Genomic DNA, 17,049 nt, shown 5'->3' on the forward strand with positions numbered 1-17,049 from the left:
AATACTAACTATAATTAACCACAGCATGAAAGCTCTAAAATTCATCTTATTATTCTTACTCATAGCAATAATTGGATTCGCCATTTACATCGCAGTACAACCAAATTCTTTTGAGGTTACAAGGACAAAAACCATTAATGCTCCTCAACCGGTGGTTTATAATGAAGTTATTGATTTTGAAAATTGGGAGGCCTGGTCTGCTTGGGTAGAAGAAAGACCAGAAACCAAAATTACTTTAGGTGAACAAACTGATGGTGTTGGTGGAAATTATATGTGGGAAGATGAGGATGGTATCGGTAGAATGAAGACCGTAGATGCTGACCCATTTAGCTCTATAACCCAAGAGATGCAATTTGAGGACTTTCCTAAATCTAAAGTCGTTTGGCAGTTTGAATCTAATGATAAAGGCACCACGGATGTAACATGGAATATCTCTGGTGAAGATCTACCATTTGTGTTTAAAATGTTCTCCACACTGATGGGAGGTATGGAAAGCCAAATAGGTCCAAAATATGAGCGTAGTTTAACAATGTTAGACAGTGTTCTACAGGATAAAATGAACGTTTACAGTATTGATGTAGAAGGAGTCACCCAACATAGCGGAGGCTATTATCTATATAAAACCACGTCTTGCAAAATGAGTGATTTTCAGTCTGAAATGCAGAAAGAATTCCCGAAAGTTGGTGCTTATGCTATAGCCAACAATATTACTTTTGCTGGTGCACCATTTGTACTTTATGAAAAGTGGGATGAAGAGAATAATGCGGTTATTTTCTCAGTATGTATTCCTACCAACTCAAGAATTATATCCAATGACCCAGAAATATTAACTGGTCAGTTAGAATCCTTTAAAGCAGTAAAAACTGTGCTTATGGGTAATTACGATAACCTAGAGGAAGCATGGGAAAAAACAATGACATACATCGAAGACAACAATTTAGAAACGGTTGATGGTGGATCTATGTTAGAAATTTACCCAACAGACCCTTCGTCAGTTCCTAATCCTGCGGATTGGAAAACCGAAATATACATTGAAGTAAAATAGATTTTGAAACAACTTCTTTTAGTTTTTGTAGGAGGTGGCTTTGGTAGCGTGCTTCGGTATGTTATTGGCAAATGGCTGAATACTTCTGATGGTGGCTTCCCTTATGGCACTTTCACAGCAAACATTGTAGGTAGTCTATTAATTGGAATTATTTTAGGCCTAGCGGCTAAAAACAATAGCCTTACCGAAAGCCAAACCTTATTGTTAGCCACAGGTTTTTGTGGTGGTTTCACGACATTCTCAACTTTTGCTTACGAAAATCAAGCGTTTTTAAAATCTGGAGACTTTACAAGTTTTGCGATTTATACTATTGCTAGTTTTGTTGTTGGATTCTTAGCAGTATTTTTAGGGTTATACTTTGTTAAAGCTTAATGCTTTTTAAATGCTTTTACACCAGCTTTAACTTCTGTGGCTAAATAATTTTCTCTCGGCACAATTGGGCAAGAGTATTTCTCATCGTAAGCACAGTAAGGATTATAAGCGGTATTGAAATCAATGAAAAGTATATCTCCATCTGGGATCCGTAAATCGATATATCTTCCACCTGCATAACTACCACTGCCGTTAGTATCATCTAAAAATGGCAAAAACAAATAATCCTCATATCCTTCGGTGGTCATTGATTCTTTTCCTTGATACACATTGAGTTGATACATTTTACCTTTTAATTCAAACGACAGAATACCAAAAACGCGTTCTTCAGATTCGCGGTCTGTAGTAGTTTTCATTTTAAACCATTGGGTATCCGGTGTACGTTTTAAACTCGCTTTTACTACATAAGTAGAGTCATATTTATAAAAATCCAGACCAGTGAAATTCTTTCTGTCTTTATCCTTTAAAGGTGATTTTGAAGCATCCTTAAAATCAGCATTCATTTCCCTTTGCCATTCAGTTTCGCCACTCAGCATCTGTTTGTCTTGTGCACAACCAAGAGTAAACACCATTAAAAAAAGTAAAAGAAAACTCTTCATCTCTAATTATTTTAAAATTCAAAAATACAACTTATAGAATTTTATTGTAGCTTTGAGTAACTAATCAAAGTAAAACAATGTTACGCGTCAATAGATATACCAAGCAGAGAATCATGATTTCTTCAGAAAACATTCGGATGCATTATCTATTGTAGCTATACTTATATACTATTAAACAATATTTAAAAGTCCGACGATACCGTCGGACTTTTTACATTTATAACAACAACCAACATGAAAACATTATTTAGAAATTACTTCAACACATTTAGAGGACTCTCTAATGAAGTTTGGTGGCTTGCTCTCATAACGTTTATAAATAGAGCTGGTACCATGGTTATTCCGTTTTTAACCTTATACCTCACAGAAGACTTGTCTTTCTCATTTCCTCAAGTCGCGTGGATAATGAGTTGTTTTGGTTTAGGATCTGTGGTTGGTACATGGATTGGAGGAAAGTTAACAGACACAATTGGTTATTATAAAGTGATGGTGAGAAGTTTGTTGAGCACTGGTATCGTATTTATTGCGCTTCAGTTTTTAACAACATTCACTCAAGTTTGTGTTGGTATATTTTTGGTAATGGTTGTTGCCGACACATTTAGACCAGCAATGTATGTTGCAATGAGCGTTTACAGTAAACCTGAAAACAAAACAAGATCAGTAACGCTTATAAGACTAGCTATCAATTTAGGCTTTTCTGCTGGACCTGCAATTGGTGGAATAATCATTGCAACACTAGGCTATAGTGGTTTATTTTGGGTGGATGGCATTACGTGCATTTTGGCTACAATAGTTTTAATTCAAGTTTTAAATCCTAGAGTTGCAAAGCCATTAGACAATGAACTAACTCTTAATCCTGAATCGGCTTATAAAGATAGGCCTTACTGGGTATTTTTTCTAGCTATGCTTCTATTTGCTGTTATTTTTATGCAGTATTTCTCTACTATGCCTTTGTATTACAGGAATATTCATAAGCTTTCTGAAATTGAAATTGGTGTACTTTTAGGAATGAATGGATTCTTAATATTTGCATTAGAAATGCCTTTTATACACTGGCTCGAAAAGTGCAAATTCAATAAAATAAAACTTACACTGCTAGGGCTTGTGCTTACTGTTTTTAGTTTTTAGTATTAAACCTTTCTAATTGGATTGGTATATTGGTCATAGGTATGTTATTGATGACTGTTGGAGAAATGATAGGTTTTCCTTTCTCTAATGCATTTGCTATGGATCGATCCAAGAAAGGTAAAAAAGGGCAATACTTAGCCATGTACGTCATGGCGTTTTCGTTAGCAAGTGTTTTTGGACATAACGGAGGTATACAGCTTATTGATAAAATTGGATATGACAACACATGGTATGTTATGTGCATCTTAGGAGTTTTCGGTGTTATACTACTCTATTATTTAAATAGACTGTTAATATCAGAGCACAAATTATCCTAAAACTATTAATTGCTCTAAATTTATAAAATCTATGAAATCAACAGATTTAGACATCATCATAATAGGCGCAGGACCCATCGGAATTGCCTGCGCCTTAGAATGTAAAAAACAAAACTTGAACTATCTGGTCATTGAAAAAGGAGCACTAACCAATTCGCTTTTTAATTACCCATTGAATATGACGTTTTTTTCAACTTCCGAGAAGTTGGAAATTGATAATATTCCGTTTATAAGCAATAATCCTAAGCCCAATAGAAATGAAGCTTTAGAGTATTACCGAAGGGTTACCACCTCTAATCAGCTCAACATAAACCTGTACGAAAAGGTGGTTTCTATAGAAAAGCACAACGATGATTTTCAAGTAGTTTCAGACCAACAGCAATACAGCGCCAATAAAGTGATTATCGCAACCGGATTTTACGACATCCCAAATTATTTAAATGTACCTGGCGAGGATTTACCAAAAGTCTTTCATTATTATAAAGAGGCGCATCCTTTCACTTTGCAAAATATTACAGTGGTAGGTGCGAGTAATTCTGCCGTCGATGCCGCATTGGAAATTTACAGAAAAGGTGGAAACGTCACAATGATCGTGAGAAAAGAAGCTATTGGTGAACGTGTAAAATATTGGGTGCGACCAGATATTCTTAACCGTATAGAAGAAGGGAGCATAACGGCTTATTTTAATTCCGAAATCAAAGAAATTAAGCTCAATGAAATTATAATTGAAACTCCCGAAGGTGAAAAGATTCTTCCTAATGACTATGTCATCGCTTTAACAGGTTACCGACCAAATTTTAAGTTTTTGGCAGACGCTGGAATTGAATTTTCAAAGGACGAAAAACATATTCCAAACTATAATTCTGAAACAATGGAATCTAACGTTGAAGGGCTATACCTCGCTGGAGTCATTTGCGGAGGCATGGAGACGCACAAATGGTTTATTGAAAATTCGAGAATCCATGCAAAAATTATTGCTAACCATATAAAAAACAACCTGAACATATGAAACATGCAATATTACCTTTAACTATCTTGTTTTTGCTTTTGGGCTGTAATGATTCCACTAAAGAAAAGCCTCTCGACAACGGTAGAGATGATAGTAAAACCAAGGAATTTCCAAAGTTAGAACCCAACCGTTACAATGTTGCATTCCTTATAATGGATGGCGTTTATAACACAGAACTCACGGCACCTTTTGACATCTTTCAACATACTGTATTTAGAGACAGCATTAAAGCCATGAATGTCTTTACCGTTGCCAATACAGAGGAGCCAATTACATCATTTGAAGGTATGAGAATACTTCCAGATTTTAATTATGTAAAAGATTCACTTCCAAAAATCGATATTCTGGTTGTACCAAGTGCTCAGCATCATTTAGATACCGATTTGGAAGATGAAGTGATGCTAGATTTTGTTAGGAAAGTTGACAAAGAAGCACAATATATAACTTCGCATTGTGACGGAGCTTTTGTACTCGCCAAAGCTGGATTGTTGGATGATGTTGTTTCTACGACATTCCCTAGTGATATTGACCAAATGCGAGACATGTTTCCTAAATTGGATATTAGAAAGGATGTACTATTTGTTCATGACGGTAAGTATATCACCTCAGCAGGAGGAGCAAAATCGTTTGAAGCTGCATTGTATTTAAGCGAACACCTTTACGGAAAGGATATTGCTGAGTCATTAGCAAAAGGATTGGTTATTGATTGGGATTTAAAGAACGTACCACATCTAAAAATCGAGTGATCTAACAGTCTAATTTTCTATTTTAACGGTTTCACTTCACTGTGTTTAACAACGTGTGATAGCACGATTTGTGTTTTGGTTTCACCATAAGAAATCAATTGGTCAATGAAAGACTCGAGATGCTTTTGGTTTTTTAGGACCACTTCCATGACTATGTTTTCATTACCTGTAATCCGATAGCAATTGACGACTTCATCATAGGTTTTTACTTTTTCCAGAAACGGTTTTAGCATTCCCATAAACGCACGAAGAGTAATAAGCGCCTTTAATTGATAACCAGCTTCAAAAGGCGAAACAAAGGTGGTGTATCCTTGTATAATTTCGGCATCCTCCATCTTTTTAATACGCTCACTTACAGCTGGTGAGCTTATCCCAACACGTCTTCCAATCTCTGCATTAGACATACGCGCATTCTGCTGAAGACACTTTAATATCTTCCAATTTAAGCTATCTATACTCATTTAAAGAAATTAACCAATAATTAACTAAATTTTAAAGTAAATATACTATTTTACTTTAAATACTAAATTAAAATATCAATTCTACTCCGTAAATTCGTAACAATTGCTATTGAAAAATGAATTATAACCTACCATCACATCTTTCGGATTTGCCTATATATAAAAAGGCAATGGACATTATTATGTTGTCTCGAAGTATTTCTACCTATTTAAATCAGGATTTATGCTATTTAAATGAAGATGGTACTGAGGATAATGATATTTATTTCTCTGGTGATATTGTTCAACAATCGACTAATCTCGCTCCGGAAATTATCAATGCGGAGCGCGAACGCTATTCTGATAAAAAACACAAACATTTAGAAAGCTTAGATCGATTGACTTCAAAATTATACAGTAATTGCAGACGATTAGAACGTTCTAAAAGTAACGGGAAAGATTATTTACCTATTCTTAAAGGAGAACTTAAAACGTTTAGAAAACTACAGCGCAGTTGGATGTTGACACTCTAAGACTATTGCTTAATTAGTTGTGCGTTATGCATAAACGCATTCTGGTAATTCTTAATACGAGAATTCATTTCATCTGCAATAATTACGTACTGACATTTTCTAAGACTTTCAGATAGTCGCAAAATATGATTGTAAGCATTATTAGCGCCCAAATAATCTGCATCTTCAATAGCAAATAACTGAATTTCGCCAAGATGAATACCATTTAAAAAATACAATTTACTTAAGCGTGAAGGTGTAGCAATAACGATATCTTGTCCGTAATAGACTTCTTCTTTTTGCTTTTCAATATCGTATTCATCGTAAAGTGCATAGACTCTAAGATCTGTATTATTGGTGAATTTTTCGTAGTCCTCTTTTAAAATTATTGCATCAGCTTTATCTTTTACAACGATTATGGCACGTGGTGAATCTTCAAAAGCTGCTGCTTTCAATTTATGGATTGTAGCAATTATAAGTGCTGTAGTCTTTCCACTTCCTTTTGGCGCAATGATGTATGCGTCAGTACCACCTTTTAGTGTAGGCAACACTTTCTTCTGAAACGGATTTGAAGTTTCTAAACCAGCATTTTGCAATGCCTCTTTTAATAATGGGTGGAGTTTCTTGAAAGACATTAAATTAATTTGAATTAAAATTACTAGATCCCGAAATAAATTTGGGATAAGCGATATTCACACATTTTTTTCTCTACCCTTAAAAATTAGGCGATTTGAGATACTTCGACTGCGCTCAGCATAAGCGATTCACTCACTTTTTCTGAAAAAGAAAAAGTGGTTCTCTGCTTACATATTTCTCCTATATTGTCCACCAACTTCAAATAAGGCTGATGTAATTTGTCCAAGAGAACAGACTTTACAAACTTCCATTAAGGCTTCAAAAATATTTTTGTTATTGATGGCTTTATGCTGTAATTCTTTTAGTAACTCATCTGTGTCATGAGCCTTGTGCAAATGCTCTAAAGTCTTAATCTGAAATTCTTTTTCTTCCTCAGTTGCTCTAATCACTTCAGCTGGTTGAACTGTTGGTGAACCTTTACTACTCAAGAAAGTATTTACGCCAATAATCGGAAATTCACCATTATGCTTCAAGGTTTCGTAATACAAACTCTCTTCTTGTATTTTAGAACGTTGATACATGGTTTCCATGGCTCCTAATACACCACCACGTTCTGTAATTCTGTCAAACTCTGTTAATACGGCTTCTTCAACCAAATCCGTTAATTCTTCAATAATAAACGAGCCTTGTATTGGATTTTCGTTCTTAGCTAAGCCTAATTCTTTATTAATGATTAACTGAATGGCCATTGCTCTGCGAACCGATTCCTCAGTTGGTGTAGTAATGGCTTCGTCGTAAGCATTAGTATGCAGTGAATTACAGTTATCGTATATCGCATATAGTGCCTGAAGCGTAGTTCTTATATCATTAAAATCAATTTCTTGGGCATGTAAACTACGTCCGGAAGTCTGAATGTGATATTTCAACATCTGCGCTCTAGGATTTGCACCGTATTTATGTTTTAAGGCTTTTGCCCAAATCTTTCGTGCTACACGACCAATCACTGCATATTCTGGATCGATACCATTTGAGAAGAAGAAGGATAAGTTTGGGCCAAACTTATTAATGTCCATCCCTCGACTTAAGTAATATTCCACATAAGTAAAGCCATTCGCGAGTGTAAATGCCAATTGCGAAATCGGATTGGCGCCAGCTTCGGCAATATGATAACCAGAAATGGATACCGAATAAAAGTTACGGACCCCATTCTCAATAAAATACTCCTGAACGTCACCCATCAATCTTAATGCAAATTCCGTAGAGAAAATACAGGTATTTTGTGCCTGATCTTCTTTTAAAATATCTGCTTGAACCGTTCCTCTTACTTGAGCAATGGTTTTCGCTTTAATATCTTCATAGACATCCTTTGGTAACACTTGGTCACCTGTAACACCTAGAAGCATTAACCCTAATCCATCGTTACCTTCAGGAATTTCACCATTATAACTTGGTCTTGTTTTACCTTTATAGAGTTTTTCAATCTTTTGTTCTACCTCATTTTCCAGACCATTATCCTTGATATAAATCTCGCATTGCTGGTCAATAGCGGCATTCATAAAGAAACCTAATAACATAGGTGCAGGTCCATTAATCGTCATACTCACAGAAGTCATAGCATCTGCTAAATTAAAACCGGAATATAGTTTCTTAGCATCATCTAAACAGCAAATACTTACACCTGCATTACCAATCTTTCCATAGATGTCTGGTCTGTAATCTGGATCGTTTCCGTAAAGTGTTACACTATCAAACGCCGTAGATAATCGTTTTGCTGGCAATCCCATACTCACGTAATGAAAACGTCGATTGGTACGTTCTGGCCCACCTTCACCTGCAAACATTCTGGTTGGATCTTCACCTGTTCTTTTAAATGGATATAATCCTGCTGTATAAGGGAATTCACCAGGAACATTTTCCTGTAAACACCATCTTAAAACATCTCCCCAAGCTTCATACTTTGGTAATGCCACTTTAGGAATATCGGAATGCGAAAGTGATTTGGTATGTGTTTCAATTTTTATTTCTTTATCTCTTACTTTAAAGGTATAGACAGGGTCTTTGTAACGATTGACTTTTTCGTCCCAGCCTGTTATAATTTCCCAATTGTATGGGTCTAGATTTAGTTTTACACGGTCGAATTCGGCAATCAACATTTTAATAAAATCTTTTTTGTCATCCTGAACTCCTGTGCTGAGCGTAGTCGAAGTATGTTTCAGGATTTCGTCCGAATTTAGTCCGTGCTTATCCATATGAGATTGCTTCGCTTCACTCGCAATGACGTCTAATACAGACTCTATAGTCTTATAAATACCATACAATTTTTGTGCAACCTCAACCTGAGCGTCTGCAGTTTTATCGTAAGCACGATTATTCTCAGCTATTTCAGATAAGTAACGTGTACGTGCTGGTGGAATTACAAAAATCTTTTCGCTCATTTCCTTAGAAATCTCGAAAGTCGATTTTAGATCGGCTTCAGTTTTTTCTACCAGCTTATCCATTATCGCTTTATAAAGCGTGTTCATTCCTGGATCATTAAACTGAGAAGCAATGGTTCCAAAAACTGGCATGGTATCTGGGTCAGCGTGCCACATATTATGGTTACGCATATATTGTTTCTTCACATCACGAAGCGCATCCAAAGCACCACGTTTGTCGAATTTGTTAATGGCTACCAAATCAGCAAAATCGAGCATGTCAATTTTTTCAAGTTGCGTAGCCGCACCAAATTCTGGAGTCATGACATAAAGCGATACGTCACTGTGTTCTAATATTTCGGTATCGGATTGCCCAATACCAGAAGTTTCTAGAATTATTAAATCGTATTCTGCAGCCTTCAGTACTTCAACAGCTTCGTTGACATACTTAGATAATGCTAAATTAGATTGACGTGTTGCCAAACTACGCATATAAACACGAGGAGAATTAATCGCATTCATACGGATTCTATCTCCCAATAATGCTCCACCTGTTTTTCGTTTTGAAGGATCCACAGACACCAATCCAACAGTTTTCTCTGGAAAATCTATAAGAAAACGTCTTACTAATTCGTCAACTAATGACGACTTCCCTGCTCCTCCTGTTCCCGTGATTCCTAGAACCGGTGTTTTGGAATTCTTGTTTTTAGCATGAATAGTTTCAAGAGCGTCTTTTGCAACATCAGGGAAATTTTCAGCAGAAGAAATAACACGTGCAATGTCTTTTGAATTTTTCTTATGCAAAACTTTCACTTCTCCATTGAGCTGATCACCTATGGCGAAATCAGATTGTTTTACCAAATCATTAATCATGCCTTGTAAGCCCATTTCTCTTCCATCATCTGGAGAATAGATTCTGGTGATTCCATAATCCATTAACTCTTTGATTTCTTCAGGAAGAATAACTCCACCTCCACCACCGAAGATTTTTATATGGCCTGCTCCTTTTTCCTGAAGCAAATCATACATGTATTTAAAATACTCATTATGTCCTCCTTGGTAGGATGTCATAGCAATCGCATTTGCATCTTCCTGTATGGCTGTATTTACTACTTCCTCAACACTTCTATCATGTCCTAAATGAATCACCTCAACTCCTGTAGATTGTATAATTCGACGCATTATGTTTATAGCTGCGTCATGTCCATCAAAAAGTGATGCTGCTGTTACAATTCTAACTTTATGTTTTGGTTTATATGGTGTGACTTGTTCCATTCGTAAAAATATCGCTTAATTGAGCAGCAAATTTACGGAATATTCAAAAAATCTAAGCATTAATTGGTAATTATCTAAATCATAAAAAGCATCAACAAAACTTAGTATTTTACCCTAATTTACAAACATATTAAGTTATAGGATATGCATAAAATCACTTTATTAATTCACTGTAAGGATCAACCAGGCATCATTGCTTCTGTCACTAATTTCATGGCATTGAACAATGGCAACATTGTATATATAGATCAACACGTAGATAGGGAGCAGAATATATTTTTTATGCGTCTTGAATGTGAGTTTAATTCCAGTTCTTTTTCTATTGAAAGTTTTAAAGAATTATTTAAGAATGCCCTCGTAGATAAATTCAACTTAAAATGGCGCATGTATTTAGCCGACAGAAAGCCAAGAATGGCATTGTTTGTATCCAAGTATGACCATTGCTTGTATGATATCTTAGGCAGATACAATTCTGGTGAGCTTAATCTGGAGATTCCCTTTATTTTAAGTAATCATAATGACTTAGAGCCTATTGCTAAAAGTTTCAAAATTCCTTTTTTCCATGTCCCAGTTACAAAAGCCACCAAACAAAAGGCTGAATTTAAGCAACTAGAATTGCTAGAATCCCATAAGGTGGATTTTATCGTTTTGGCCCGATATATGCAAATAGTTTCAAATCTTTTAATTGATAAATTTCCAAATAAGATAATCAATATTCATCATTCGTTTTTACCCGCTTTTGTGGGTGCCAAACCCTATCATTCTGCATATAAAAGAGGTGTGAAAATTATCGGAGCTACAAGTCATTACATCACTGAAGAATTAGACGCTGGCCCAATTATAGAACAAGATGTTGCTCACGTATCTCATTCGTACTCCATAAAAGATTTAATTGCAAAAGGGCGTGATTTGGAAAAGATTGTGCTTTCTAATGCGATAAAGCTTCATGCCAACAGAAAAGTAATGGTGTTTAATAACAAAACTGTTATTTTTTCTTGAGTCTATAAATCAAAATTATCTCCGCGTTTTGCGAATCTAAAGCCCAAATTGCGAATACTATCTTTTAATCTATTTTGGTCTTTTAATGCTGGATTAGTATGATTAAAGTGGATGAAATGTACTTTCTGCTTAGTTTCCATTGTCTCGTCCTCAAACAATGTCGTTGTTTCGGTGATAAATGGATGGGGAATTTCGCTCATATCTCTTTCTAATTCACCACTGTTAAAAAATGAAGCGTCTAAAAAAGCGTAATCCACTTTCTTAACTTCTTCTACAATGTTTCTATTCCACTTATGCCATTTGTCAATATCTGGAATGAACAATGCGGATTTGTTTTTACCCTCTATTTTATAACCTACCGTTTCGGAGTATTCATCTCGATGCGGCACTTGTATAGGCAAAACTTTTAATTTGCTGTTCAGGTTTACAGTCGAGTCAGCTTTTAAGGACTTCAACTCAATATTATTTAGTTCTACCAACTGGTTCCAAGGTCCATTGGTTTCTAAATAGGTTTTCATTTTAGTCATGGTATAGACAGGGATATTTTTAGCTCCCATAGCTTCACGGCCCAACTGCATTAGCCCTGTATAATGGCCAATATGTGCATGGGTTAGAAAAATGCCGTCAATTACTTTGCCATTATCTAAATGCTTTTCTTTTAAAATCTGGGTTTGTTCTGTAATATCTGGAGTTGCATCAAATAGCCATTTTTTATTGAACTCTATATCCACTAGACCCAAACACGATACAAGTTTCTTTGATTCTTTACCACTATAAAAGGCCATACAGCATTTTTTTTCACAATTAATCTGAGGAAAACCTGCATCTTGGGCTACACCCAAAACAGTAATATACTGTTGTGATTTTATCTTTATAGCTTTACTCGCAACCTCAATGCTTTCTTCTGGTTTTTGGTGGCACGCAAATACCAAAAGAAATAATATTAGGCTTGAATATTGAAACGTTTTCATGTGTAACATATATCTTTGTTAAAGATAAAACTTAAAGCCATGATAAAAAGGATTTTTGCTCTTCTTATAATTTTTAGCTTGACTGCTTGTGCAGAACTACAGGATGTTATAAATAAACTACCAGAAAGTGATGAAATTAGCAATGCCGATATGGCTGCAGGATTACGACAAGCACTGGATTTTGGAATCGATAAACAAGTTACAAAATTGACTCAAAAAGATGGTTTCTACAAAAATGAACTCGTTAAGATTTTATTGCCTGAAGAATTGCAGAAAGTTGATGATGCATTACGCGCAGTTGGGCTGAGCAGTTTAGCAGATAGCGGTATAAAAGCACTTAACAGAGCTGCTGAAGATGCCGTTATGGAAGCAACTCCTATATTTGTAAATGCAGTAAAGGACATTACATTCAATGATGCAAAAAATATTCTTTTAGGAGAAGATGATGCCGCAACAGAATACTTAACATTAAAAACACAAACTCAACTTTACAACAAATTTAAACCAGTAATCAATAATTCGTTCAGCAAAGTTGGTGCTGATCAAATCTGGACAAATCTCATTACTAAGTACAATAACCTTCCGTTAACCAATGATGTTAATCCAGATCTTACCGATTACGTAACGTCAGAAGCCCTAGAAGGTGTATATACTATGATTGCGGTTGAAGAGAAAGAAATTAGAAACAAAGTGTCTTCGAGAACGACGGATTTGTTGAAGAAAGTTTTTGCTCTACAAGATTAATTTGTTGCTCTTTTGATTAAAAATATGGTTTCGTGTTATTTTATTTATTAATTTAAATACTTAATTAATAAATCAATCGAAGTGGCCAATTTAGATCGATTGCTCCAAAAAAAGACAAAACTAAAGCAGCAATACAAGCAGCTAATTGAAGATGCCTATAATCTTAGGCAAACCGACCACGCTTTAAGTGATTTTTCTGAATACCAAGCCACTAAAGTCCTCAACAAAATCAATAAGCTTAAATTTATGCTTAGAGATTCTAAACTAAAAGCCAATTAGTCTTTTCTTTTATACAAGCCGTCAAATGCAATTACGGTTTCAGATCCTTCGGTAATGGTTTCCCATAGTTGCCTTACGGTTCCATCTTTATTATCTGTCCAAGTCACACGGTGAAAAAAAGTTTTTCCTTCAGAATTGGTCTCATCATCAGTCCTCATTATCATTTGATTTCCGACCTTATTGCCTTTAAGGTGTAAACTTTGCCCTTTATTGTCCACCCAAATTTGTTCCCACTGCTTAGCTTTGTAATTATAGAAGTTGTTACTTGTGCCTGTATAACCAGGTGATGCACTCGTCCAGTTTTCTTGTAACACACATTTATCTTGAACTTTCTCAATTACATTTTCACCAGCTTTAGTTCCATCTGGATTTGTTACCTCCCAAGTGCCAATCCAAAAATCGAATTCTGAATGTTTGTCAGTACAACAAACACAAGGCGTATTTTGAGCAACCATTACTAGTGAAAATACTAGTGCAGCAATTAGGGTTATAAGTTTTTTCATGTTAATATTATTTCAACTAAGTTATTAAACTACATTTAATTATAAGCTAATATTAACATAACATTGATTACAAAGAATGTCAGCATCTTTGTAACGCAAAAGAGAGTAAGTCTTAAAAGAGATTACAAAAGTTAGTTAGGTAAAGGTCGGTATTTTAGTTAGGTACCGACTTTTTATTTTATACTATGTAGGGATTCAAAATATTTAAAAGCTTGTTGCAGCCGACTTCCGTACCAGGAAAACATCTCACCATCCACAATTTTTATTGTCTGTTGAGGAAAACGAGATTGTAACTCTAGAATATGCTTATCCTTAAAAGGAAAAGGCTCACTCGAAAGAAAAATAATATCGGCTTCTTTTAATTTTGAGCTGCTCAGTTCTATTTCTGGATAGCGCTGATCATTTTCAAAAACATTCTTAAAACCCGCTTCATAAAGCATATTGTCAATAAAGGTATTTGAAGCGGAAACCATCCATGGGTTCTTCCAGATAAAGTATGCGACTTTGGGTCGCTGTTTACCCGTTATTTTTTCTTGAAATTGCTTACGGTGGTTTTTAATCTTGGTAATAATTTCAGATGTTTTAGCCTCTACTTTAAATATACTACCATACATTTCAATAAGCTCAAAACAGTCCTCAAGATTATAAATATCACTAATATGAACTGGAGCTGTAGACGCAAACTCATCAATTATTTTTTTAGTATTCTCTTCTTTATTACAAAGAATAATATCTGGCTTGAGCGCTTTTATTTTTTCGATATTGATTTGCTTTGTACCACCTACAACTGTTTTGGTTTTTTTGAGGTGTTCTGGGTGAACACAAAACTTGGTAATACCGACGATTGAAGCTTCTAAACCTAAATCGACCAACAATTCTGTTTGGGAAGGCACTAACGAGATGATTCGTTTTGGTGTTTCAGTTATTTGAAGTTTTCTATTGAGTTGGTCGATATATGGCATTTCAAAAAAATGAAGCAATCTGTCTATTAGTAGACAGACCTTTTAATTATAATTGTATTTTACGAGATTACCACGTCGCTTCGCTTCTCGCAATAACAGTCTAATTATCATTTGGAATGGTGTTTCAATTCGGCTTCCATCTGTAATTGTAATTCTTTAGCTTTTTTCGCAGCCGCTAATGCAAAGTCTTCTTCATGGGAGGCGTAAATAATACCGCGTGAAGAGTTTATCAATAACCCAATGGAATCGTTCATTCCATATTTACAGACGTCTTGAAGATTTCCTCCTTGTGCCCCAACACCTGGCACCAATAAAAAACTATCTGGAACAATTTTACGAATATCAGCCAAATACTCTGCCTTGGTCGCACCAACAACATACATTAAATTTTCTGAGTTCTTCCAAGATTTTGAGGTTTCCAAAACTTGTTTGTATAACTCTACTCCTTCAACTTCCTTGGTCTGAAAATCAAAAGCTCCTTGATTAGAAGTCAATGCTAAAAGTATAGTATGTTTATCTTCAAAAGCTAAAAAAGGTTCTACTGAATCTTTACCCATATATGGTGCTACGGTTACGCTATCAAATCCTAAATCCTCAAAAAAGGCTTTGGCGTACATAGTGCTAGTATTACCAATATCTCCTCGTTTTGCATCTGCAATGGTGTGTATTTCTGGATGATTCTCATTAAGATAGTTAATCGTCTTTTCTAAAGCTTTCCAGCCTTTAAGTCCATAAGCCTCATAAAACGCTGTGTTGGGTTTGTAAGCCACACAGAGGTGATGTGTTGCATCAATAATGGCTTTATTAAAAGCAAAGATTGGATCTTCTTCTTTTAGTAAGTATTTAGGGATTTTATTTAAGTCGACATCCAATCCTATACAGAGGAAGGATTGCTTTTTTTGGATTTGGTTTGTTAGTTGTTGTGTGGTCATTTATAAAAAAAGCCTCATAAAGAGGCTTGTATTTAAATTACATCATCACTAGCTTTTAACAACTCTGTGTTTTCAGCCAGCATTAATTCGTCTATTATTTTCTGAATATCGCCATCAATGATATTTGATAAATCATAAAGGGTTAATCCGATTCTATGGTCCGTAACACGTCCTTGAGCATAATTATAAGTTCTAATTTTAGCACTTCTATCTCCAGAACTCACCATACTTTTTCGTTTAGCAGAATCTTCTTCTCGTTGCTTTTCGAGCTCTCTTTCGTACAAACGCGATCGTAAAACCTTTAAAGCTTTCTCTAAATTTTTATGTGATGATTTTTGATCTTGGCAGCTCACAATCATACCTGTTGGCTCATGGTGCAACTTAATTGCTGAATATGTAGTATTTACCGACTGACCTCCTGGACCTGTTGATGTTGTACGCTCTATACGTACTTCTGTCATATCGAGTTCAAAATCAATTTCTTCTGCTTCTGGTAATACCATAACGGTTGCTGCACTGGTATGCACACGACCTTGAGTTTCTGTTTGCGGTACACGTTGTACGCGATGAACACCTGCTTCAAACTTTAAAGTTCCATACACATCTTCACCAGAAACTTCAAATATAATTTCTTTAAATCCGCCAGAGGTACCATCACTTTGAGATACTACATCGACCTTCCAGCCTTTATCACTACAGTATTTTGAATACATTCTAAACAAATCACCTGCAAAAATACTGGCTTCGTCTCCACCTGTTCCGGCACGTACTTCTACCACCACATTTTTAGCATCATCTGGGTCTTTTGGTATTAGCATAAAACGAATCTCTTCTTCTAATTTCTCTATAGACTCCTTGGCTTCTTCGAGTTGCATTTTTGCCATTTCTACCATTTCATCATCAGAACCATCAGCAATAATTTCTTCAGCTTCTGAAAGATTTTCCAAAGCTTCTTTATAAGCTTCTCCTTTATCTACAATGAGCTTAAGATCTTTATATTCTTTCATCAGCTTAGTATAACGCTGTTGATCTGATATAATATCGGGTTGAATAATAAGGTCATTAACCTCATCGAATCGCTGTTTTACAATCTGTATTTTCTCTAACATCTATCTTCAAAAAATTGAATTTCAAAAGTACGATTTTTTATGGATTTTATTGGAACTGTATTTTGTACAGAATTAAGAAAATATTTTTAATTGTTTTAGCGTTGTATATTATATGCT

At 35.3% G+C, this 17,049-nt stretch carries 19 protein-coding genes; 10 read left to right on the forward strand and 9 right to left on the reverse strand.

Annotated features, from left to right (window positions below; translation table 11 throughout):
• Positions 1-25 precede the first annotated feature (25 nt).
• A complete protein-coding gene (locus SIB89_RS04860; RefSeq protein ID WP_412561383.1) occupies positions 26-1,045 on the forward strand; it encodes an SRPBCC family protein in 1,020 nt (339 codons plus the stop codon).
• Positions 1,046-1,048: 3 nt separating this feature from the next.
• Positions 1,049-1,417 (forward strand): fluoride efflux transporter CrcB, encoded by a 369-nt coding sequence (gene crcB, locus SIB89_RS04865; protein WP_155090296.1) that lies wholly within the window; start codon positions 1,049-1,051, stop codon positions 1,415-1,417.
• Here crcB and SIB89_RS04870 read toward each other — a convergent pair.
• Positions 1,414-2,016: a DUF1684 domain-containing protein gene (locus tag SIB89_RS04870; RefSeq protein WP_412561384.1), complete on the reverse strand. Its 603-nt coding sequence runs from the start codon at positions 2,014-2,016 to the stop codon at positions 1,414-1,416. The genes crcB and SIB89_RS04870 overlap by 4 nt on opposite strands.
• A gap of 234 nt (positions 2,017-2,250) precedes the next feature.
• Between SIB89_RS04870 and SIB89_RS04875 the strand changes: the two genes are divergently transcribed.
• From SIB89_RS04875 to SIB89_RS04890, 4 genes are read left to right on the forward strand one after another with little or no spacing between them, the layout of a single operon-like run.
• Entirely contained in the window at positions 2,251-3,144 is an 894-nt protein-coding gene (locus SIB89_RS04875; RefSeq protein ID WP_412561385.1) for an MFS transporter, read from the forward strand.
• Between the two features lie 50 nt (positions 3,145-3,194).
• Entirely contained in the window at positions 3,195-3,461 is a 267-nt protein-coding gene (locus tag SIB89_RS04880) for a hypothetical protein (RefSeq protein ID WP_412561386.1), read from the forward strand.
• Between the two features lie 31 nt (positions 3,462-3,492).
• Entirely contained in the window at positions 3,493-4,470 is a 978-nt protein-coding gene (locus SIB89_RS04885; RefSeq protein WP_412561387.1) for a YpdA family putative bacillithiol disulfide reductase, read from the forward strand.
• Positions 4,467-5,216, forward strand: a complete 750-nt coding sequence (locus SIB89_RS04890; protein ID WP_412561388.1) for a DJ-1/PfpI family protein — start codon at positions 4,467-4,469, stop codon at positions 5,214-5,216. Before SIB89_RS04885 ends, SIB89_RS04890 begins: the two co-directional genes overlap by 4 nt.
• Positions 5,217-5,233: 17 nt before the next feature.
• Here SIB89_RS04890 and SIB89_RS04895 read toward each other — a convergent pair whose 3' ends face one another.
• Positions 5,234-5,677 carry an Lrp/AsnC family transcriptional regulator gene (locus tag SIB89_RS04895; RefSeq protein WP_155090290.1) on the reverse strand — a complete coding sequence of 148 codons (444 nt, stop codon included), beginning with the start codon at positions 5,675-5,677 and terminating at the stop codon, positions 5,234-5,236.
• A 116-nt stretch (positions 5,678-5,793) separates the two neighbouring features.
• Here SIB89_RS04895 and SIB89_RS04900 point away from each other — a divergent pair, with 116 nt between their 5' ends.
• Positions 5,794-6,189: a hypothetical protein gene (locus SIB89_RS04900; protein ID WP_155090289.1), complete on the forward strand. Its 396-nt coding sequence runs from the start codon at positions 5,794-5,796 to the stop codon at positions 6,187-6,189.
• Positions 6,190-6,191: 2 nt separating this feature from the next.
• On the opposite strand, the gene SIB89_RS04905 is transcribed toward SIB89_RS04900, so the two are convergent.
• Both SIB89_RS04905 and SIB89_RS04910 read right to left on the reverse strand, forming a co-directional pair.
• The gene (locus tag SIB89_RS04905) at positions 6,192-6,803 is read right to left on the reverse strand and encodes a DEAD/DEAH box helicase (RefSeq protein ID WP_412561389.1); all 612 of its coding nucleotides are present in this window, start codon (positions 6,801-6,803) and stop codon (positions 6,192-6,194) included.
• A 168-nt stretch (positions 6,804-6,971) separates the two neighbouring features.
• Positions 6,972-10,433: a methylmalonyl-CoA mutase family protein gene (locus tag SIB89_RS04910; protein ID WP_412561390.1), complete on the reverse strand. Its 3,462-nt coding sequence runs from the start codon at positions 10,431-10,433 to the stop codon at positions 6,972-6,974.
• Between the two features lie 144 nt (positions 10,434-10,577).
• On the opposite strand from SIB89_RS04910, the gene purU reads away from it, so the two are divergent.
• Positions 10,578-11,432 carry a formyltetrahydrofolate deformylase gene (gene purU, locus SIB89_RS04915; RefSeq protein ID WP_273290931.1) on the forward strand — a complete coding sequence of 285 codons (855 nt, stop codon included), beginning with the start codon at positions 10,578-10,580 and terminating at the stop codon, positions 11,430-11,432.
• A 2-nt stretch (positions 11,433-11,434) separates the two neighbouring features.
• Here purU and SIB89_RS04920 read toward each other — a convergent pair whose 3' ends face one another.
• Positions 11,435-12,403, reverse strand: coding sequence for an MBL fold metallo-hydrolase (locus SIB89_RS04920; RefSeq protein WP_412561391.1), 969 nt, complete (start codon positions 12,401-12,403; stop codon positions 11,435-11,437).
• Positions 12,404-12,442: 39 nt separating this feature from the next.
• Here SIB89_RS04920 and SIB89_RS04925 point away from each other — a divergent pair, with 39 nt between their 5' ends.
• The gene (locus SIB89_RS04925; protein WP_412561392.1) at positions 12,443-13,147 is read left to right on the forward strand and encodes a DUF4197 domain-containing protein; all 705 of its coding nucleotides are present in this window, start codon (positions 12,443-12,445) and stop codon (positions 13,145-13,147) included.
• Between the two features lie 81 nt (positions 13,148-13,228).
• Entirely contained in the window at positions 13,229-13,426 is a 198-nt protein-coding gene (locus SIB89_RS04930; RefSeq protein ID WP_162306997.1) for a Lacal_2735 family protein, read from the forward strand.
• Here SIB89_RS04930 and SIB89_RS04935 read toward each other — a convergent pair.
• The 4 genes from SIB89_RS04935 to prfA form a co-directional block, all read right to left on the reverse strand.
• Positions 13,423-13,929 (reverse strand): hypothetical protein, encoded by a 507-nt coding sequence (locus SIB89_RS04935; protein WP_412561393.1) that lies wholly within the window; start codon positions 13,927-13,929, stop codon positions 13,423-13,425. The two genes, SIB89_RS04930 and SIB89_RS04935, sit on opposite strands and share 4 nt — an antisense overlap.
• Before the next feature lie 173 nt (positions 13,930-14,102).
• Positions 14,103-14,891 carry an ABC transporter substrate-binding protein gene (locus tag SIB89_RS04940; RefSeq protein ID WP_412561394.1) on the reverse strand — a complete coding sequence of 263 codons (789 nt, stop codon included), beginning with the start codon at positions 14,889-14,891 and terminating at the stop codon, positions 14,103-14,105.
• A gap of 107 nt (positions 14,892-14,998) precedes the next feature.
• A complete protein-coding gene (pyrF, locus tag SIB89_RS04945; RefSeq protein ID WP_412561395.1) occupies positions 14,999-15,823 on the reverse strand; it encodes an orotidine-5'-phosphate decarboxylase in 825 nt (274 codons plus the stop codon).
• A gap of 32 nt (positions 15,824-15,855) precedes the next feature.
• Positions 15,856-16,932, reverse strand: a complete 1,077-nt coding sequence (gene prfA, locus SIB89_RS04950) for a peptide chain release factor 1 (RefSeq protein WP_155090279.1) — start codon at positions 16,930-16,932, stop codon at positions 15,856-15,858.
• Positions 16,933-17,049: the final 117 nt, after the last annotated feature.

It is taken from the genome of Winogradskyella sp. MIT101101 (assembly GCF_047126865.1).
Taxonomy (GTDB): Bacteria; Bacteroidota; Bacteroidia; order Flavobacteriales; family Flavobacteriaceae; genus Winogradskyella; species Winogradskyella ouciana.